Genomic DNA, 21447 nt, shown 5'->3' on the forward strand with positions numbered 1-21447 from the left:
ACTTTGAAGTAGATTAACGCATCATCATTTTAAACCTATGAAACTAGAAATTGTTAGAAGTTGCATTTTTGGATTTTTGTTAGTGATTGTACAATATAGTCTGGCTCAAGAAAAGCCTAATATTATTTTACTTTATGCCGATGATATTAGTGCTAGAGAACTACCTATTTACGGTTCAACGGTATGGAGTTTACCAAAAGGTGGCGACACTTCAGATAGGCAATACCGTGCCCAAACGCCTGTTTTAGATCATTTGGCAGAAGAAGGAATCTATGTAAAAACAGCTTGGGCCGCTACCATATGTTCTCCGAGTAGAGCTATGATGATGACGGGTAGGTATGCGCACCAACATAAATGGTGGCACAATAGTGATAAAGGAAAAGCTCCTAATAAAAAAGGAAGTTGGAATTTATACGATAGCGCTCCTTATACGCTAGAAGATATTGCTCATAAAGGGGGGTATGCCACCTATTGGGCAGGGAAAACACAAATGAAAATTTCTGGTTTTAATTTTGATGAAGCTTGTTTTACGCCTGGCGAAGGCTCTTATAATACGCCTATAGCCACCACTGATTTTAGACTGGAAACAAGAAAAATTAATGGTCAGAAAAAAATATTTAATGCAGATACAAACCAAGAGGCTACTTCTTATGTCCAATCTGGTTGGTATTGGAAACCTCATGTACAATTGCTAAATCATCCAAAAGCAACAGGGCCTCTAGAATGGTGGCCTAATAACAAAGCCGCTAAAGATACTTTTGGATTGAACACTTTTGGACCCGATGTAGAATTAGAGTTCATTTTTGATTTCATGGAGCGAAAGCAACAAGAGAAAAAGCCATTTTTTGTGTATCATACAAGTCACTTAGGACATGATGCTATGGATTTTCTAAACCCAGAAAGTAAAAGCAAATGGCCTGGCACACCAAAAATTAGTTGGGATGGAAAAACATATACAAGAATACAGCCAAACGTAACGGGTGATAATGGAGTTTATGATACCCACGGTACCATTACCGAAAGTGGTATTCATCATCATATTAATTATTTAGATTATCAGGTGTGGCGTTACATGAATAAATTAAAGGAAATGGGCATAGCAAATAATACCATCTTTATTTTTTGTGCAGATAATGGTACAAGTGGCTACGGAAAGGGCAGCCCCGTTTCTCAAAAAGGAACTCATGTTCCTTTAATTATTTACGCTCCAGGAATGAACATGACCAAAAAAGGCTTGCAAGATATATTAGTAAATATGTCTGATATGTTACCAACGATAGCAGAAATTGCATCCGTAAAAATACCAGATAGTTATGAGGTCAATGGAGAGAGTTTACTGCCTTTTTTAACTACGGATAAACCAAAACATCGGGAGTGGATCTATGGCTATCATAAAGACATGCAGATTATTCGAGGTGATTTTGTTTTAAAAGATGGTAAAAATGATTGGTGGGATGTTAGTGAGAATCCCGATGATTTAATCAGTTTTAAAAAGATAAAAGACTGGAGAGCGGTTTCTGAAGCACATAGAAAAGAAAGGGATGAATTAAATAAAGTACTTCCTAGATTTAATCTGCATGCTACAGCACATGATGCACCAAAAAATGGCCTAGAGAAACCTACGCCCTTGCAATTAATAGAAGACAATAAATAATCAGGAATACACATTCCCTACATAGGTGGAATAGGGATAAGAAAACCAACAGTAAGTTACTGCTATAAACTATTGTTGGTTTCTTTAATTCCTTTTCTATTTCCGGATGTTAAATATGGCTGCTTTATCATTATTATTGACAACTAGCACCAATTTTTTATCTTTTGAGGTAACACTTATCATACTCCTTACATCCTTATTTGCAAAAAATCCGGAGACTTCATTTGAAACAGGACTAAAATGACCATTTCCATCACCACTTATAAAACTTCCAATACCAGCATCGGCTCTAGTCGTTTCTACCTCAGATTGATAATTGTTACCTGCCAGTAACAAATCTTTAGTCCCATCACCATTAAAGTCTTCATAGAGCATACTATTGATAGGTGACTTCTGTAGCGCATTAGTAAGTGGAGTAAAATGGTATCCTTTACTTCCGTTATTCCTGAAAATTCCAGATCTAAATTCGTTAGCGGTATAATGCAAAGCTGTATTTATACGAGCTCCAACAATTTCTTCGACATTCTTATTGGCATATTCTATATACGAAGGTATTTTTTTTGATAGATGTGGTAATTGTTGGGTCATACAGCTTTTACCACGAACAGGTACTTGTTTGCCTTGATAATCTTTGGCTAGGATAATATCTTCAATACCATTAAAATCAAAGTCATTCGTGTAGATTTCAAAAGGATCTTCCTTTGAGGCATGGAACTTATAATTTAACCCTAAATTACCTGCAATAATATCTTTATCACCATCATTATCAATATCTTCAACAAGTAATTTATTCCACCAACCTTTTGCATTTGCAAGTGTAGGGTAGTCAAGACTTCTGATTAGTTGGTTGTTTTTGTTTATAAAAATTTCAATTCCCATCCATTCGCCTGTTACCACAAGATCTATTTTGTTATCGTTATTAATGTCAGACCAAATGGCATCTGTGACCATTCCTATTTTTTCTAAGTCAGGAGCTAATTCTGGTGTTTTGATCGTAAAGTTACCTCCAGTATTTATTAAAAGATAACTGGTAGGCGCGTAAGGATATTTTCCTGGAACAACGCGTCCGCCTACAAAAAGATCTAAATCGCCATCATTATCATAGTCAGAAGAAGTTACTACAGAGCCCGATGAAGCTATTTCTGGAAGGTTGTTTTTCGTACGAGTAAAATCTCCTTCTCCATTATTTAAATATAATCGATCGTAAAGTAATTCTGGACTTTGGTTAAATTCATAACTACCACTCACGACATATAAATCATAGTCCCCATCATTATCGGCATCAAAAAATAACGCCCCTTGGTCTTCAAATGCTTTATCATCATTAAACGATGTTATATGCTTTTTTTGGAATGAATTATTTGGAGTCCCATAAAGGAGTTCTCCGGGTTGACCTTTACCACCACCAATATAGACATCTTCATAACCGTCATTATTTAGATCAATTTTGGTAACAAAAGGGCCTGTTTGTGACAATTTATGTGGCAAAAGTATTTGAAGTTCGTAATCATTGAAGTAGGGGTCTATATGCGTGTAATCTACTTCTTGCTTATTGAAAAGAGTTTCGGTCTTTTTGGTATATTCTTTCATGCCATCTGCATATCTGTAGTTAAGAAGTAAACTCTGATTGGCTTTTACATCGCGTAGAATTTGAGTTTTACCATCTGGCCAAACGACTTCCACAGTTGCAATATTCATATGTTTATTTAATCCGAAGTGAAGTGTGGTAGCAACCGAAGATAAAAAGCCTTTAGTAGGAATGAGCTGCCTCGTTTGGGTAGAACCATCTGCAAAATTTAAGTGTACCGTAGTTCCAATTCCAAACGTATTTTTACCAGGACCCACTAAATCTATTTTAAGATAATAGCGTCGTAGTTGATCTAAAGTATTATTTCTAAGAACCGTAGCTTCTTCATTAATGTTGTTGACGACAATATCTAGGTCCCCATCATTATCTAAATCGGCATAAATGGCTCCATTAGAAAAGGTTAGCTTTTCATCTGTCCATTCTTTTGAAGTATCTTCAAAAGTGTAGTCTCCATTATTTTTAAAAAAATAATTATTCAATTTTTGTTGTGGTAACATTTTAGCAAACCTGAGGAAATCTTCCTTGGTTGGCTTTCTATTATTAGCCTTTAAAATTTGTAAGATTTCATTGTTTTTGTCCCGATCAATTACATCACGATAAACCCCGTTGGTTACATAAATATCATTAAAACCATCAAGATCAAAATCGGCAGAAAGAATAGACCAACTCCAATCTGTATTGGCAATGCCAGACATTTTGCTAATCTCACTAAATGCGCCTTCGCCATTGTTTAACTGCAGCATATTATGCATGTATTGGTAATGATAGCCCTTGTCTACCATTTCTTCGAAACTGGAAATAGAAGTCATGGCCATGGTTGTTTTTGAGCGGATATAATCTTCCGGATTCATATCTAAAGTTAATACGTCTAATAAACCATCATTATTTATATCGGCAATATCACTCCCCATACTATTAAAGGAGATGTGTTTAAATAATAAATCTCTGGATTCTGTAAAAGTGCCATCTTTATTATTTAGGTAGGCCAAATCAGGAATATTGAAATCATTACAGACATAGACATCTAACCAGCCATCATTATTTAAATCGCCTACCTGAGGGTTTAGACCAAAACCAATATCAAACTGTAAGCCTGCTTGTTCTGAAACATCTGTGAAATGGCCGGTGCCATCATTATTATAGAGTCTATCGGACCCTTTTAGTTCTAAAGTTTTTGGATCTTTTTGAATTTTATCTAAATCTAGAATTTGAGTTCTACTGGTTATATCAGGAGTGTTAGCTACATAGGCATCAAGATCATTATCATTGTCATAATCAAAAAAGGTGGTTTGTATGGTTCGGTTATCATCGGCAATACCTAACGCTGCTGCTTTTTCCGTGAAGGTAAGATCGCCATTATTAATGTATAGAAGATTTTGAAATTTGCCATCATCATCTTTCCAACCTCCTCGAGAAATATAGATATCTAGAAGTCCGTCATTATTCACATCGGCCATGGTTACACCTGTATTAAATCCAGAAGTATTCAGTATTCCTGCTTCTGTAGTTATTTCTTTGAAGGTGAAATTCCCAAGATTTAAGTATAATTTGTCGGCGGAAGAGTTAGAAGTAAAATAAAGATCTATATAACCATCGTCATTAATATCACCTGCTGCAACACCACCACCTATATAGGTGTACATATATTGATAATAATTAGAATCTAAGGTTTCTTTTAACTGGTTAACAAAATCTAATCCAGAATGTTTGGAGGAAACAGCTGTAAATAATTTTTGCTCTTCAGGTATTGGCGCATCTGCTCTTTGCTCTTTGCAGGAATATATTCCTAAGTTTAAAAGAATACAGATAGCAATAGGATACAATTTTTTAATACTGAAATAGGATTTAAATGTGGTCATAAGGCGTCATATAATGGATGGTGTAGGGCTCTTGTAATTTACATTGGTTTCTAAACTAAAGCAAACATAGTAGGAGCAAAAAGCGGTAAGATTTTTTAAAATCTTACCGCTTAACTCTAAAAAAAACTAACTCAATATCTAATTTGCTAGGTTCGGATTTCTATCTACTTCAGTTTGTGGTAGAGGCACAAAATAATTTGATGGCGCTAGAGAACCAATTATAGCATTTGTTTCTGATGTTATAGGTTCATTGGTAAGTGCGTTTATAGAAACTCTTGGGTTTCTGGCAGAACCACCGAGTGCGGCCTCAACCTGCTCTTTTCTTACCAGATCATTCCAACGTAAATATTCACCTGCTAATTCCCATTTTCGCTCTGTAAAAGCTAAATCTTGAATTGTTCCATCTGACGGACCTACATCTGGCAATCCAGCTCTATTTCTTACATCATTTAATGCTTTCCATGCTGCTGCGCCTGCAGTACCAGACTCTCCTGAGGCTTCAGCATAAATAAGTAAAACCTCTGCATATCTCATATAGTAGTCATTTCGGTCGCTTTCAAAACCTCCAAAAGTTCCTTCTTCAAACGGACCAACAATTTTTTTGAATAGGGGTTGTTGTTGATCTACAAAGCTAGTCCACTCTAAAAAGCCTCCAACTGGGTCGCCTGCGGTAGCTTTGTCATTCTCGTCTAAAGGTACTTGCGTATGGTACGTTGCATCTTTTCTAGCGCCTTCTGGCATATCTTCGAAAAATCTAATTTCTGCAAATGTTTCTTGCCAACCTTGTGTTTGAGGATCACTTGGAAGTCCAAGTTTACCAGTTTTCCGGTTAGGAAGACCACAAGATGAACAATAGGCAATGGTAAATATAGATTCTATATTTTCTCTACCAGCTACGGTATATAAGGTTGAGATATCATCTACAAGACCAAAACCATGATCACCAGCATTATCAATGACTTGTTTAGCACTAGAAGCAGCTAAGGCATATTTTGAAGCATCTTTCTCAGGAAATCCTGCCCAATCTAAATAAAGTCTAGCAAGTATAGCTCTGGCTGTACCTGAGTTGGGATTGGAAGCTCCAATATTTGTTTGTACAGGTAACATAGATTCAGCGTTTAATAAATCGCTCTCTATCTGCTGGTACACCTCTGCTTGGGTTGCCAATGGTCTTTCAAAGTTTATTTCTAAGTCTAAGGGTAATACTATTCTTCCGTGTATACGTGCTAAATGATAAAACATTAAACCTCTTAAGAAATAAGTCTGCCCCACTAACTCTTCTTGACGAGCAGCATCAGCAGGAAACGTTACACCTTCCATATTAATTAAAACAGTGTTAGCGGCTTTTACCATAGCATAAATACCGGCCCAATTTGTGGCTGTTCTTCCGTTTGAAGCAGAGATGTCTCTTTGATCATATTCTCTAAAATCGCCTTTATTACTTTCTCGGTGCGTGGTCATATCATCACCAGACCAACCATTGACATAAAAAGTGGTCATCCAAGCGGCTTTGTTTAGTTTTCCAAAAATACCGGTTACGGCTAAATCTAGTTCCTCAATACTATTGTAGGGTTCTACGGCTAAACTAGATTTACCTGGCGTTTCGTCTAATTCAAATTGTTCACAGCTATGAAGAAGCATAGCAAAGGCAATCATTACCAAGAGAAATGGTTTTACCTGAAATGAACGGTATGTGTTAATTGTTCTCATATTTTTTATTTTTTGTCTAAATCTTACTTCGAATTAAAATCTAATTTTTGCTCCTAAAGTGTAGGTTCTTGGATTAGGATAAGCCCCAACATTAATACCTGGCGCTACATCTTCATTTCCTTCCGCACTTCGTCTTGAACTAGATTCAGGGTCATAACCAGAATAATCAGTAATTAAGAATAAATTTTGGCCACCTGCATATAGCTTAATGGAAACATCATTTAAGGTTTTTATATCTTTTAAAGTATAGCCTATAGTTAAGTTACTTAATCTAATAAAATCACCTTTTTCTACATAGCGACTAGATTCATACAGGTGGGCAAATGCGGGAATATCTGTTTCATTTGTTGGGGTCCATTGGTTTACTTGGTCTGGAGATAAGAAGCTTCTGGAATCTCCGGCACCACCAGTGATGGCAGCTTGTTGAATATTATAAATATCAAAACCATGCACTCCTTGAAGGAAAATATTGAAATCCCAGTTCTTAATAGAAATAGTGTTGTTAAAGCCCCAAGTTAATTTTGGTGTACCGTTACCAATTGCACCAAATTGTACTTCATTATTTTCGTCCAATACATATTTAGCTTCTCCAGGTTTTGCAATCGGAATACCTTCTGAATTTAAGGGTATATCATCTGTAGATTTCCACGTACCTAAAAACGTAGCTCCGTTAAATTGTCCTAAGGGCTGATTAAGTTCTATGAAGTTAAGTATGTTTCCTTGCCCCCCTGGAGCCTGAAATTGTCCAATTATGGTGGTTAAACCATCGTTTAATTGCGTAACCTTGTTTTCTACATAGGATAACGAAAAGTTAGAACTCCAATTCGTATTTTCTGTAGTAATAAAATCATATCCTACAGTAAGATCAATACCCTTATTTTCTACTTCACCTACATTTTTTAAAATTGTATTAGCACCTAATTCACCGCCATCATAATCTGGGATAGTAGCATTTAATAATAAATCTTCGGTAACTTTTTTATATCCATCAATACTAATATTTCCTTTTCCATTTGCAAAGCCTAGGTCAATTCCAACATTTAATTGTGAAGTGGTCTCCCAGGTAGCAAAAGGGTTACCAATACTATTAATAAACGTACCCGTAGTAGCGGCAGTACCATTAGCTGCATAGCTGTTAAATCCTAAAGTTGTAAATGTAGAGTAGGGGCCTATATTTTGATTTCCTACTTGTCCCCAGCCTGCTCTTAGTTTTAAACTACTTAGACTATTAGAGTTTTCAATCAAATCATTTAGGCTATACGCTAAGGCAACAGAAGGAAAGAATCCCCATCGTTCTTTTTCTCTAAAAACAGAACTGGCATCATAACGTCCTGTAGCGGTAAGAAAAAGATTGTTATCTAAAATATATTCTGCTCTCAGCATAAAAGAAGATAATTCTCTTTCATTGAACTCATTGTTTACAGTTTGACCTGAATTAGGAGCTAATTCTGCAAAATAAAATCCACGTCCTTGTAGCGAAAGATCATTGGCATTCCATCCATTGCCTTGAAATTTAGAGTTTGAATATTCTTGGACTCCTGTTAATTTAATATCATGAATACCACCAAACTCTTTTTGCCAAGTGAATATATTACTCATTTGGTAACTGGTGTTTTTATTGTTGTTAAAAGAAGTATGAGGTAGTTGATCATCGCCTATTTCTACAGCATATCTTTCCACATTTAGGCTAGATATTTGGGTACCTAAAACTAAAGAATACGTGAAATCGTCTGTGATGTTGTAGGTAGTGTTAATCGTGGCATTTAATCTTTCTTCGATATCTCTGATTCTAGTTTCATTCAAAGTTCTCACAGGGTTGTCATTCAAAGATGCCACAGAAGATCTGATATTGTATTCTCCTGCTGCATTATACACGGGAGTAGTGGGGTCCCATGTTAAGGCTTTATAAATAAAACTTCCTTGGCCATTACCAAAACGATCTGTATTATTTTTATTTTCACTTCTACTACCATAGACGTTAAGGCCAATTTTGAAGTTATCTTTTACTTGTGCTTCCACATTAGATCTAATAGACAATTGATTGTAACCAGTATTTATGACAATTCCTTCTTCATCTCTATAATTCCCCGAAAAATAATATCTAATAGTACCTTCAGAACCATTGGCTGAAATAGCCAAATTTTTACTGATTCCTGTGCGTAGAATTTCTTGCTCATAATCTGTACCACCATTAGCAGCAAATGCCGCTATTTGGCTTTCAGTATAAATAGCTGCTCCACCAGAATTTGTTCTTCTTAGATTTTCTATGATGGCAAAATCTTCAGCACCTAATCGGGGAACAGAATTAGGACTTGAAGAAAAAGAAGTAAAATAATTGACGTTTATTTTTCCTTTTCCAGACCCTTTTTTTGTGGTAATAATAATAACACCATTAGATCCTCTTACACCATAGATTGCTGTAGCTGATGCATCTTTAAGAATATCCATAGCGGCAATATCATCGGGATTTATGGTGCTTAAATCACCACCGAGAACACCATCAACTACGACAAGTGGTTGGTTGTTTCCTGTGATAGAATTAACACCTCTAATTCTAACCTTTATGGCGCCACCTGGTTGGCCATTAGCTTTTGCCACGGTAACCCCTGCCGCACGACCTTGTAGCGCTTCTTCAACTCGAGTTACTGGCTGATCTTCAAAGGACTTAGAATCTATTCTAGATACGGAGCCTGTAACGTCACTTTTTTTGACAGTACCATATCCAATAACCACAACGTCATCTAATTGTTGCACATCTGATTGTAGGGTTACGCTTATAGAGGTCTGATTTCCGATAGCTATTGTTTTAGAAACATGGCCAATATAGGATATTACCAGAACCTCCTCTGCCAATGCTGTAATACTAAAATTGCCATCAAAATCGGTAACGGCTCCTTTAGTAGTTCCTTTTACAACAACATTGGCTCCAGGAATAGGAACCCCGGTTTCGTCACTTACAGTACCGGTGACTGTTTTTTGGGCTGCTCCTTGATAAAAGCCCGTTAAGGAGAGAAAAATCCCCAATAGAAGACATTTCTTCGAATACTTGAAAAAACTGTTTTTCATAATCATTTGTTTTACGTGTGTTTAGTTGAGTATATGTGTGATTTTAATAGATTAAAAGTATGAACGGTGTTGAAACCATGATTAAATGTGCACGGAGTAGTTTGTTCTTTTTTGAGTTTCAAATAATAAACTAGTTTCTTATTTGAAACAAATATATACATTTTCACATAACATTAACATGTGTCATTGTTATATTTTCTATTATTTACTTAAATAACTGGTAAATTGATAAGAATGTATCTAAAAATTTAAGGGTTTGATAAGGGTGGTGTTTTTTGAAGAAATAATACGGAAGACAGCAAGATGTAAATGCCATTAGATATTTAGATAAACGGCAAAAAAACACCCATAAATTTGACTAAATTTATGGGTGTATAATTAGTGTAATTTTACTTAAATGACGAAACTCATTTGCTTGTAGATCATAAAATTTGATATTATCTATTGAAATATATTAATGCTTACCCTCTGGGTAAAGATCATTTGTATACCTGTAAACCTCTGCCTTTCCAGTGCCTCTAGCATTTGTAATTTCTACTTTCCATTGTTGTCTTAAGTTAGCTAACACTTCTGATTGTTGTGGATTGTTGGCTAAATTAGCAAGCTCATTCGGGTCGTTTTTTAGGTCATATAATTCTTCATATACGGGCTGTTCCCCATGCTTCGGAGCATCAATATAATCACGATATATAGCTATCTCAGGATCATGCATGTTGTATAACATTTCATTTACAGGAATGCCTAGCTCTTTAGCATATTTAATTTCTTTAGTAGCAGAGAAATTATTGTTTTTGTAATACCTAATATACTTCCAGTCTTTATTTTGAATAGCCTCACATCTTGGATTTCCAAAATGCGTGGACCATAAATTTTCGGTGTATACATAGTCTCTAACTTCAGTTTTTGCGCCTGTTATCAACGCTGAGATATCTTTACCTTGAAATGTGTTAGGAGGCGTAACTCCAGCCATAGCAAGCATAGTTGGGGCTATATCAATAGTTTGCACTAAGGCATCACTCATTAATCCTTTTTGCTTTTTAGGTGCTTTAGGGTTAAATACAATTATAGGCACATGTGTTGTTTGTTCATAACAAAGTGCTTTACCTCCTAAACCTTGTTGTCCACTAAACAAGCCGTGATCAGAGGTGAAAATAATAATGGTATTTTTATCTAATTTTAAATCTTTCAGCTTTTTTCTTAAATTTCCCACCAATCGGTCAATACCTGTCATTGCCTCTAATTCTCGGATGTAGCGTTCTTTTATCCCAGCAGGTGTGTCTACATAGTTATAGCCTTCTTGCCTATCTTCTGCTTTGAGTAAATCTGTAGGAAGTTTAGGACTTCTAATATCTTTTTTTGCGATATAATTATCAGGTAGGGGCAACTCTAAGTCTCGATACATGGTTTTATAAATAGCATCGTCATCTTCTTTTAATTTCATAGAACGGGTACCCGCAGCATGTGGTAAATTAAAATTGATAGATAGCATAAAAGGCTTGTCTGTAGGTCTGTTTTCTAAAAAATGTAGTGCTCCTTTTAGTTTTCTAGCATTAGGATCTAAGAATTCATCTACTCCTTCATTGATAATTTCTGGCTGCGTAAAGGCAATAGCATCGTTAAAAATACGGTGATTGTCCTTTGGGTAAAACCCTAAATGTCCGTGGCCAGCATACCAATAATCAAAACTCTTTTCCATGAGTCCGCTATCGTATCCTCCTTTGCCAATGGGAGCATGGTTCTTACCTACCCAGCCCGTATAATAACCACTATTTCGGAGTATTACAGGATATGAATTTTCCCATGCAGTATCGGAAACACTTGTGCCAGAATTAAAATTTACGCCGTGTTTCCTTTCGTATTGACTTAATAATATAGATATTCTACTAGGTGTACAAATAGCACTAGTGACATGCGCATTGGTAAATAATATACCCTCTTGGGCTATTTTATCAATATTAGGCGTTTGAACTACAGGATTTCCTGTGCAGCCTAACAAATCATAGGATTGATCATCCGTTAGAATAAAAACTATATTGGGACGTTCTTGTGCTTTTAGTAGCGTAACAGCGAGAAAAAGAATTACAAATAGATATTTCATGGCTTATATTTTTTTAATGTAAACGTAATAGGCAATATTTGGGCGATTTTCAGTGTCAATAAAATTTCCAAAAAATTTAGTTTTTCCCGCTTTTAAGTCCACCATAAAATCTGCTGAACTAGCATCTTTTTGAATTTCAGTTTCTACTTTTAATTGATGTTCAAATTCTATAAAAGCTTTGGTATACTGCATATTTTTTCCTTCAGGTATGTTTTTTTCTAATCCAGGAAGTTCAGTGGTTGTTATTTTTGGGGTGGTCGCATTGATGCTTAGGTCAGCTTCTATCGGGTATCTTCTAAGTGCTACTTCGTAAGTGCCTTCTTCCAGAATATCAACACTCCAATACCCACTACCGATCTTACCTTCTCTTATTTGAATTTGATTCCAAGGTTGCATCGTTTCTTTACCATGAGTGTCATGAGCGGTAAGGGTAATAGGATTTTCATTTTCTGACCCTATTTTAAAGTAAATCTCTTCATTAAAATCTTTCGAAACTTGAGTCCACCATTGCTCATAAAACGCTTTCATTTCATTAACCTTCTCGGGGTTTTCAGCAGCAATATTGGTAACCTGACCTATATCTTCGGAAACATTATACAGTTCTTTTCCATTAATTAAGCGCCAATTAGCTTGCATTACTGCAGAATTCTTCCATTTTCTAGGATTTTGTACCCGTTGAGAATCCGTAATTAGCATTCTATTGTTTAGGGTATCTTTTCCTTTTAACAAAGGGGCAATACTTTGGCCGTCCAGTGCTAAATGATCTTTAGGTAATGAGATACCACAGAGGTCTGCAAGTGTAGGTAGTATATCAATTTGAGCTGTAAGCGCATTAATATCTTTCGGCGTATTAATTTTGCCGTCTTTCCAGTGAATAAAGAAAGGAACTCTATGACCTCCTTCATATTCACTTCCTTTTTGACCACGCATGCCTGCATTATAACCGGTAACCTTTCCTTTTTTATTGTAATATCCTGCGGCGGTACCATTATCCGTCATAAAAATTAAGATGGTATTATCAGCAATATTGAGTTCTTTTAATTTGGTTCGCAGTGTTCCAAAATTATCATCAATATTGGTAATCATCCCATAAAAACGCTTTTGAGTATCTGCTAAAACAGCCTCATCTAGATCTTTATACAAGTCATAATATTCTGTTGGTACATTATAAGGACCGTGTGGAGCGTTGGGCGCTAGATAACAGAAAAATGGTGTATCCTTATTCGTTTCAATAAATTTAATAGCTTCGTCAAAAAACACATCGGTACAATATCCTTGGTATTTTTCAGGTTTTCCATTATGAAAATAGGTGTCATTAAAGTAGGTGTTATTCCAATAATCAGGAGTTTGTTGTACGCCACCACCACCATGCATTACCGTTTCTTGGAAGCCACGATCTTCGGGTCTAAACGGATAATTATCTCCTAAATGCCATTTGCCAAACCCGCCCGTTTTATAACCCGCCTCGGCAAACATATTGGCTAATGTTTTTTCATTTTCACGTAATAGAGACCATCCGCCGACGGTGTGCCAAACGCCAGTACTATTGGCATATCTACCCGTCATTAACCCAGCACGTGTCGGTGCACACGTAGGTCCTACATGAAAATTAGTTAAATGTGAGCTCTCTGTATAAAAAGAATCTATGTTTGGCGTTTTAATGATGTTGTTGCCATGAACACCTAGATCTCCATATCCTTGATCATCTGTAATAACAATAATTACATTAGGTTTAGAACTTTTGTCCGTGACCACCAGTTCTTTCTTTTTAGATTGGCAGCCTATTAGAATTATGATGCTAAATAGTGCTAAATGTTTTATTTTCATAAGATGAATTTCAATTTGAATATACCTCAGTGTTTACTATAATAGAACTAACGTATCCTCCAGAATCAGGAAAAGTAAGTTCAATAATATTTTCTCCTGTTTTAATATTTTTAAGAGGTGTAGGTACGGGAATAACACCAAAAAATTGTTCCCTACCTGCTTGATCATATCCTGCCCAATTCTCTGGGATAGTTACGATAGTACCATTGATTTTTAGGATTGGTTTCTTACTTAAGTCATGTGTTCTCCCAAGCCCCATTTTTAGAGTTGCTATTCCTTTTTCTCCAGAAATAACATCATCAATTTTGAAAGTCAAGGTTTTATTAGCTTCAATTTTTTCAAGACATGTTTTTGAATAATAGTTACGCTCCGTTATACTATTTAAAAATGTATTTTCTTTAAGGTCGTAGGCTATAATTACCGTTTCTCCCACCTTTAGCGTTATATCAGTCTTCTCTTTAATATCAGTGAAATAGACCAATTTTGGAAATCCTGTTGCGGTAGTATACGATCTTCTTATAGTAATGTTTTCAATTAAGTTTTGACTTTTATTTAAAAAATTTAGAGGAACACTTTGCGGTTCATCGGCTAAATTATTCAAGGCAACATACGCTTTATTCTTATTTAGAAATGCATGTGCTTGAATATCAGGGTTTATAGATTGTACATGAATTCGGCTTCCTTGAACATCTTTCCATAGTTCCCAGAACTTTTTTAAATGGGTGTACTCATAAGAACCATCGTCTGTTTTTCTAAGTAAGACCCAAGGATATGGGTGTTTATTTGGGTTTCTGTCATCTTTATAAAACCAAGTAGCTTTACCCGTGATAAATGGTACTGCCTTTAGAAGGCGGTCTGGTTTGTCTAAAAGCGACATTAGTATTTTATTATAAGACATTAAGCATACTCCGTTTAAAGTAGGAGAGTAGGGTTCTCCTTGCAGACCTTTAGCCGTATACCCATATTCTGAAATTAAATGAGGTTTTACAAGACTCCATTTCTGATAGCTATAGGATTCTATAAGGTCTAAAATTGCTTCAGAATTGCTCCCAGATCTGTAATTAAAATCTCCTTCAACATTTCGTCCATCGTATATATGTGTAGCAAAAAATTTCATGCTTTCACCGGCAGTATCCATGAATACTTTCATGCGGGTATTCCAAATAGCAAAATTATTTTTGTCATATTCAGGCCAAGCAGCGCTGTAGCCACCAACCATAATATTAGGTATTTCGGCATGAACTTTATCAGCTACTAATTTATGAAATTTGGACATTTCAAGAATTACTTCGTCTGTTTCATCATAGGTTTTTACATAATCTTTAGCATGCACAAAAGGCTCATTCATAACCTCATAGTACTTAGGCATTTCTGGATAAGCATTTTTTAAATAAGCGACATTAAACGCCGCGGCCTTCTCATAATCTTTTTTTAGTTGAAAGGCATCTCTGGGATGGTTCGTAATAATAAGATCGGTAGTTCTATAATTCTCATATAGAGGAGAATTTAAAAACCGCTGTGCATTGCTTTTTGCTAATCTCTCTGCGTTTTCTATAGATAAGTCTCCTTTTTTATAAGTAGCATAAGGGCCGGGACCACCAAAAGTCCGACCAAATTCAATGCCTAAATTATCAAATAGATATGTTGCATCGGCTGCAAATTCATGATCATTATAAGAAGCATGCATCGCAAAGTATTTTTCTCTTTGCAATTTGCTTTCCGATCCTATATATTTTTGTGTGGTAAAGTCAATGAATACTTCATTATTTTGAGCAAAACTCACACCACAAATAAGACCAATTACAAGTTGTATTATTAACTGTTTCATAGGATTAAAATTTTACAAATTTATAATAGTCGTTAGTGCTTGTTATCGCAAAATAGGCTCCTTTTGGTAGCGTATTGATGGTTATGTTCTTACGATTTACTTCTTCAAGAATAATTTTTCCATTTCTGTCGATGATTTTAATAAAATCAAAAGAGCTAGAACCGGGAAGCGTTAAAATATCAGATGATTTGTTTACAGAAATTTGAATACTCTTTGAATTAATTTCAGACATCGTAATCTGTTCAACGGGCTTTAGGAATTGTACACCAGAAAGTTCTTTGGTGATCGTGTTTTTGGTAGTGAAATCTTCTGGCAGCCCAAAAGATAACACTAACCGAAAATCTTTTCCTTCCAGAGGTTCCTCATAGTTTATGGCTATCTTTTTAGAGCCATTACCAGCGCCAATAGCTATTCTTTTGGAGGATGCCAACCAATTATTTTTTTGCCATAATGCCACTTGAACTTGCATGGGCTTGCTAAAAGAATAGTCCACATCAAATTGGTATTGGGCAGCATTTTCAACAAGGGTATTTAATAAAGGTGAGAAGGAAGCATTTTCAGAAAAGGGAACTGGTTTTTTAACAAATTCAATATTATTAATAATCTGACCAACGCGAGTCGTTTCCCAATTTCCGTTTACGGCTCTAAGACTAAGTACTAATTTATATCCTTTTCCAGGTGCCGGTTTTTGTGCTGAGGTAATCGTTAATTTTTGAATGCCTTGCCCTTTTTTTACCTTAATTTTTGTAGTGGCGTAATATTTTGAAGGCCCTCCACTAATGTCTATAGCTAAATCTCCATCTGCTAAAGCAATATAACCTATGGTGAAATCATAAGAATCGCTTATCTGAATTTTTACGGGTTGAGGTTTTGCAAAAAGTACTTTTTCAATTTTCTCTTGTGCTTGTAACGGCACCATAAAGAGCAGTACAACAAGTATTGAAGCTGTTTTTTTGATCATTGGGTATGGTTTTTTGTTGGTTATCGTATGATCTTATTTAGTTTTTGGAATCAATTTTTCGGGAATAGCAAGTCGCTTATCATCAGTGCCGAGAGCAAAATTACTTTCCTTATAATCGTTGGTATTATTCCAATTGCTTTCTATTCTTCCATCTCCAAGAACAATATTGCCTAGTTTATTTCTATGCCAATCGGCTAATGAACTATAGGCTTTATCATTGGCAACATTATTCTGTTCCAGAGGATCGTTTCGTAAATCATACAATGCCATTTGCACTTCTTTTCTTGGAGCATCTAATCCCCAACGAATATTTTTATTCGGAAGATATTTTCCTCCTGGACCACCGTTTAAAGGTCTTGTACGCATAGAAAATGAAAATTCTGTACTGCGTAAATAAGCCCGAGGACCAGCAACGCTATTAATTTCGCCAATAATATAGTCACGTTTCTTAGTGTTGGCATATAACGCGGTCAAGTTAAAACCATCAAGGAAATCTAAATCTTTAGCGGTAAGGTCTATTTGGGCTGCCGCTAAAATAGTAGGCATAATATCTACATATTCGGCAAAACCTGTATAGACTTTTTGAGCCGGAATTTTATTTTTATCTGAGGCTACTAAAATTCCTGTGGTATGTGTAGCCAATTGCCAAGGAGAAAATTTTGATTCTATACCTTGTTCTCCTAGTTGCCAACCATGGTCACCGCTTGTGTATAGAATAACGTACTCTTGATTATTTTTTTTACAGTAAGCTTTAAAGGTTTTTATTGCTTCACCAATAAGGTAGTCGCCAAAAGCACAAAATGCATAGTAGTCCCTTATGGCCTGCTGCTTTTCTTTAAAGGTTAAACCGTCAATTTTTAATTTTTGATATAGTTCTACCAATTGCTTGGGCAACTTGCTTAATTCTTCTTCTTTGTTAAATACAGGTATGGCATATACTTTGTCTTTAAATTGATCTCTAAACTCTTTTGAAGGCATTACAGGGGTATGAGGGAAGTGAAAACTCAAGCTCGTGAAAATTGGTTTTGTGCCGCTTGCACTCTTCATTTTATATCCTAGTAAAGATTCGTATTCTTTGCCATGATGGTTTAAATAGTTAGAGTATTCTTTTAAAATATTTCCGTCTAAAGTTTTGTTTGTAGGCATAGGGCTCACACCGCCAATGATTAGATCTTTAGAAGGTTTTGTATAGGCGTATAGAATATCTAGCTCTTTTTCAATTGTTGTTTTTAAAACTTTTTCTTCTTGTGAAATATTCTTTTCCCGACTCCATGATTTTTTATCACCATTAGGGTAGAAGAATTCTACCCTGCTATCAAGTTTAGCATATTTACCATTCACTTTTCCAAATACGATGTTATTATTCCAATCAGTGATGCCCGCTCTACTTAATTCGGTATCGAGGACAAATTGCTGGTAAAAGCCTGTTAACTTTTTTCTGTTTTTTAAATCGATGCTTTTATTTCTATACCCTGCTTTACCAAATAAACTAGTCTCATAGCCATTTTCTTCCATGACTTGTGGTAGTGTTTTAGTAGAAAAATCGGTATCCGCATTGAAATATTCAAAGCCATAAACTCCGTTATGATGCGGATATTTTCCAGAAATCATTGAAGATCTTGACGGAGCACATGCTGGGGAATTACAATACATATTAGTAAAAACAATGCCTTCTTGCGCTAGGCTGTCTAGGTTAGGGGATGACACAAAGCCTAAGGGACTATTTTTGGTGCCAGTTACTATTTCATTATAAAAACCATTAGAGTCTACACGTTGGTCATCTGTTAAAATCCATAAAACATTAGGCTTTTCATGCTCGTGATTCTGTGCTGACAGCGCTAAACTAAATATTGATACAAGTAGAAAAATGTATTTCATGATTTTAAAATCAATTATTTAATTTGTCTTAGAACAAATCCGTTCAACCATAAATCTCCTTTATCTTGTAAGTTTTTAAGATTGATGATGATGTCGGTATTTCCATTAGTTGTAAAATTAGATTTTATAGCTAAGGGTTTACGTTCACCAGTGTTGTCATTTTGATAATAATCTACCACATGGTCATCCGATTTTCTACTGAAACTTCCATTGGTATCAATTATTTCTATCTCAATTTCATTAGTCATTTTTACATTAGCCCTTCTCGAGTGATGAAAAGTTTCTAGTTCATAAGTACCTCTTTCTAGTTTATTTATTTTTAAAGTCAATATTCCTTTTTCTACATATAAACCATCGGTGCCTACAAAACTTAAATCACCTAGCATAGCCGTGTCTCCTAGCCAATTAATATTTTCTTTTGCACTTATTTCCACTTGGGCATTAAAATCTTTTAGTTGGTAACTCAAATTAGTGTTACCGGTTCCAGTCCATTCTTTCCATTCAAATTGTACTAACTGCTTAGCGCCGCCAATGTCTACTTTAGCAATTGGAAAGTCATAAATTGCTTTTGCCTTCGTTGCAATTTCATCGGTATTAAAAGGAATTGTTTGAATGCTCGTTTTAGCAGATTTTAGGCCTGTAGCTTTAGCCGTAATTGTTATCGTTCCTGGAGTTTTGTTTCCTCTGATATAGATAGAAGCTACCCCATTAAAAATCCGTGCTGGATTTGCATTGATCTTACCGTTATCTATAAATTCTCCAGCTCCAGAAATAGAAAATTCTACTTTGTTTGTAGCCGTAGTGACTACTTCACCATTTTTGTCTCGTATGGAAGCATGCACTAATCGTATATCAGAACCACCGGCATAAAATGGTTGGTCTGTAATATTAAAATCAATCTCAAGGTGCTGCGGACGCGCTTCTTTATGTCTTATGAATTCGGTAACTTCTTTTCCATTTTTATAGCCAACAGCTTTTAAAGTGCCTTCTTTCCATTGGTATTTGAAAGTAAAAGAAGGATGATTTAAATTAACCTTTGTAAGGTCGTTATCTGGTAATTGTTTGGCTACCAATGTTCCGTTGTGATATAAAGCAACTTCTTGGCAATTACTGAATATGCGGACCTTCCCATTATTAGAAGCGGTTTCATCGGCGATATGTACCATTGGAGTTGCGACTAACTCTGATTGATACCAGTAGTATACAGGCTTAGGGATGCGGTATGCAGAAAGTACACCATAGGTAGTCATAAAATCTCGTTTCCATTGGTCATCATCAACATCGGGTTGTAAATGGTTGTAATCTGCTCCTAACCATGTGATGGCAGCAAAATTGTTCTTATTTCCTTTGTATCTAGAAATATGAAACTGATTTACTTCAGCATCGGGCGTACTACCGTGTTCCATGACCATGGTGAATGCACTTTCGGGAAATTCTGTTCTACGATAATCCATAGTTGCGTGCACATCTGTAACACCCTCATTTTTTACACCGTTCCATGGGCTAGAAGCCGAAGCAGTTAATCTAAAAGGATCCTCTTCTTTTGCTACCGTTTGCATTCTAGGAACCGGTCCTCGGTGATTGATACCTGCGCCCCATATAATAATAGAAGGATGGTTTCTATGATTCCTGATCATGGTTCTTGTGGCAGTTTCTAAGTTAGAAAACCAAGCATCATCTCCCCACTCAATCCAAGTAGAAGGTTCCTCATAAACTAAAATACCCAATTCATCACAAGCTTGTAAAAAAGCATCATCCTGCGTATAATGAGATAATCTTAAAATATTCATTCCAGCTTCTTTGTATTGAAGCGCTTCGTTATAATGGAAGGAATTAGGAATGGCATCTCCGATATTAGGATAGTTTTGATGACGGTTGGCGCCCACCAAGAATAAAGGTTCTCCGTTTAACACAAAGCCTTTTCCTTTTTCTAAGGCAAATTTTCTAAATCCAAAAGTGTTTTCTGTGTAATCTATGGCTTCGTTGTCAGTATAGAGGACAGAATTTACACGGTACAAATAAGGACTGTCCGGAGACCATAAATGGTAATTATCTTCAACAGTTACCGATTGTCTAAATGTGTGGGTACTGTGTGCTTTTATAGTAGATTCAGAAATCACTTTTCTAAGGACTAAACCTTCTTTCGTAATAATATTCGTGACAATCTTTGTTTTCTTATCTGCTGCATGATCATTCTTTACCGTAGTTTTAATAGTTACAGTACCATTATGCTTATTTACCGTAGGCGTCGTAATATGAACACCTGCATCATAATCTTCCCAATTGAAAGTTACATGTACTGGGTTTGTAGTGACCAAATACACATCTCTATACAATCCTCCAAATTTTACATAATCTGTTCTATGCGGATCAGGAGCAATAGTCTGGCTATAGCTATTATCTGCTTTTATCGCTATCGTATTTTCTTTCCCTAAGGTAACAAAGTCGGTTATATCAAAATGAAATGGTACATATCCATTCACCGCGTATTTCCCTACTTTTTTTCCATTAATCCATAATTCTGTGGCATTATGAATTGCTTCAAATTCTAAATAAATCTTGTTAGATGGTTTTGCATCAATTTTTATTTTTTTACGATACCAGCTAATATCCCGTAAGAATTTTTCTTGCACCCAGGTTTCTTTAATACTATCCATTTCATAGGATACTAGTTGAGAAGTGTGCGGAACAGAAACCTCTTTCCAAGAACGATCATCAAAATCTGTAGCCGTAGGAGTCTGCTCTAGATCTCCCAAATGAAATTTCCATCCAATGTTTAAGTTTGTTTTTGTTCGGTCACCTGCTTCAAAACCTTGTGGTAATTTTGTGTTTTGACCAAATGTTAATGTGCTAATGAATAGGCTGAATAATAAATAGTTTAGTTTCATTTTAAGTGAGTGAGTTTTGTGGTAATAAAATTATTTATTCTTAAAATGGTACGTCAGTAGAAATGTTTGTAAACATACCACATATGGTTT

Annotated in this window: 10 protein-coding genes; 1 reads left to right on the forward strand and 9 read right to left on the reverse strand. The window is 35.6% G+C overall.

The genetic code is table 11. From position 1 onward, the window contains the following. Positions 1 to 37: 37 nt before the first annotated feature. Positions 38 to 1654: a sulfatase-like hydrolase/transferase gene (locus tag M666_RS09725; RefSeq protein ID WP_029446882.1), complete on the forward strand. Its 1617-nt coding sequence runs from the start codon at positions 38 to 40 to the stop codon at positions 1652 to 1654. Between the two features lie 96 nt (positions 1655 to 1750). Here the strand turns inward: M666_RS09725 and M666_RS09730 are convergent, their stop codons facing one another. The 9 genes from M666_RS09730 to M666_RS09770 all read right to left on the reverse strand — a co-directional run bounded on the left by M666_RS09730 (position 1751) and on the right by M666_RS09770 (position 21357). Next, the gene (locus M666_RS09730) at positions 1751 to 5101 is read right to left on the reverse strand and encodes a VCBS repeat-containing protein (protein WP_029446881.1); all 3351 of its coding nucleotides are present in this window, start codon (positions 5099 to 5101) and stop codon (positions 1751 to 1753) included. 138 nt (positions 5102 to 5239) lie between these two features. Then, the gene (locus M666_RS09735; RefSeq protein WP_029446880.1) at positions 5240 to 6811 is read right to left on the reverse strand and encodes a RagB/SusD family nutrient uptake outer membrane protein; all 1572 of its coding nucleotides are present in this window, start codon (positions 6809 to 6811) and stop codon (positions 5240 to 5242) included. 33 nt (positions 6812 to 6844) lie between these two features. After that, positions 6845 to 9877 carry a SusC/RagA family TonB-linked outer membrane protein gene (locus tag M666_RS09740; protein WP_158400229.1) on the reverse strand — a complete coding sequence of 1011 codons (3033 nt, stop codon included), beginning with the start codon at positions 9875 to 9877 and terminating at the stop codon, positions 6845 to 6847. Between the two features lie 454 nt (positions 9878 to 10331). Continuing rightward, positions 10332 to 11975 carry a sulfatase-like hydrolase/transferase gene (locus M666_RS09745; protein ID WP_029446878.1) on the reverse strand — a complete coding sequence of 548 codons (1644 nt, stop codon included), beginning with the start codon at positions 11973 to 11975 and terminating at the stop codon, positions 10332 to 10334. A 3-nt stretch (positions 11976 to 11978) separates the two neighbouring features. Next, positions 11979 to 13802: an arylsulfatase gene (locus tag M666_RS09750; protein WP_029446877.1), complete on the reverse strand. Its 1824-nt coding sequence runs from the start codon at positions 13800 to 13802 to the stop codon at positions 11979 to 11981. A gap of 10 nt (positions 13803 to 13812) precedes the next feature. Continuing rightward, positions 13813 to 15630 (reverse strand): hypothetical protein, encoded by a 1818-nt coding sequence (locus M666_RS09755; RefSeq protein WP_029446876.1) that lies wholly within the window; start codon positions 15628 to 15630, stop codon positions 13813 to 13815. 4 nt (positions 15631 to 15634) lie between these two features. Further along, entirely contained in the window at positions 15635 to 16591 is a 957-nt protein-coding gene (locus tag M666_RS09760) for a hypothetical protein (RefSeq protein WP_039325575.1), read from the reverse strand. A 33-nt stretch (positions 16592 to 16624) separates the two neighbouring features. Beyond that, the gene (locus M666_RS09765; protein WP_029446874.1) at positions 16625 to 18469 is read right to left on the reverse strand and encodes a sulfatase-like hydrolase/transferase; all 1845 of its coding nucleotides are present in this window, start codon (positions 18467 to 18469) and stop codon (positions 16625 to 16627) included. A gap of 14 nt (positions 18470 to 18483) precedes the next feature. Beyond that, complete coding sequence (locus tag M666_RS09770; protein ID WP_029446873.1) at positions 18484 to 21357, reverse strand: glycoside hydrolase family 2 protein; 2874 nt, start codon at positions 21355 to 21357, stop codon at positions 18484 to 18486. Between the last annotated feature and the right edge of the window lie 90 nt (positions 21358 to 21447).

The organism is Cellulophaga baltica 18, from assembly GCF_000468615.2.
GTDB classification, from domain to species: domain Bacteria; phylum Bacteroidota; class Bacteroidia; order Flavobacteriales; family Flavobacteriaceae; genus Cellulophaga; species Cellulophaga baltica.

What these genes read in the sequence shown, in the direction of transcription:
- M666_RS09725 (WP_029446882.1), top strand. Translation starts at nt 38, where the DNA reads ATGAAACTAGAAATTGTTAGAAGTTGCATTTTTGGATTTTTGTTAGTG.
- M666_RS09730 (WP_029446881.1), bottom strand. Translation starts at nt 5,101, where the DNA reads ATGACCACATTTAAATCCTATTTCAGTATTAAAAAATTGTATCCTATT.
- M666_RS09735 (WP_029446880.1), bottom strand. Translation starts at nt 6,811, where the DNA reads ATGAGAACAATTAACACATACCGTTCATTTCAGGTAAAACCATTTCTC.
- M666_RS09740 (WP_158400229.1), bottom strand. Translation starts at nt 9,877, where the DNA reads ATGAAAAACAGTTTTTTCAAGTATTCGAAGAAATGTCTTCTATTGGGG.
- M666_RS09745 (WP_029446878.1), bottom strand. Translation starts at nt 11,975, where the DNA reads ATGAAATATCTATTTGTAATTCTTTTTCTCGCTGTTACGCTACTAAAA.
- M666_RS09750 (WP_029446877.1), bottom strand. Translation starts at nt 13,802, where the DNA reads ATGAAAATAAAACATTTAGCACTATTTAGCATCATAATTCTAATAGGC.
- M666_RS09755 (WP_029446876.1), bottom strand. Translation starts at nt 15,630, where the DNA reads ATGAAACAGTTAATAATACAACTTGTAATTGGTCTTATTTGTGGTGTG.
- M666_RS09760 (WP_039325575.1), bottom strand. Translation starts at nt 16,591, where the DNA reads ATGATCAAAAAAACAGCTTCAATACTTGTTGTACTGCTCTTTATGGTG.
- M666_RS09765 (WP_029446874.1), bottom strand. Translation starts at nt 18,469, where the DNA reads ATGAAATACATTTTTCTACTTGTATCAATATTTAGTTTAGCGCTGTCA.
- M666_RS09770 (WP_029446873.1), bottom strand. Translation starts at nt 21,357, where the DNA reads ATGAAACTAAACTATTTATTATTCAGCCTATTCATTAGCACATTAACA.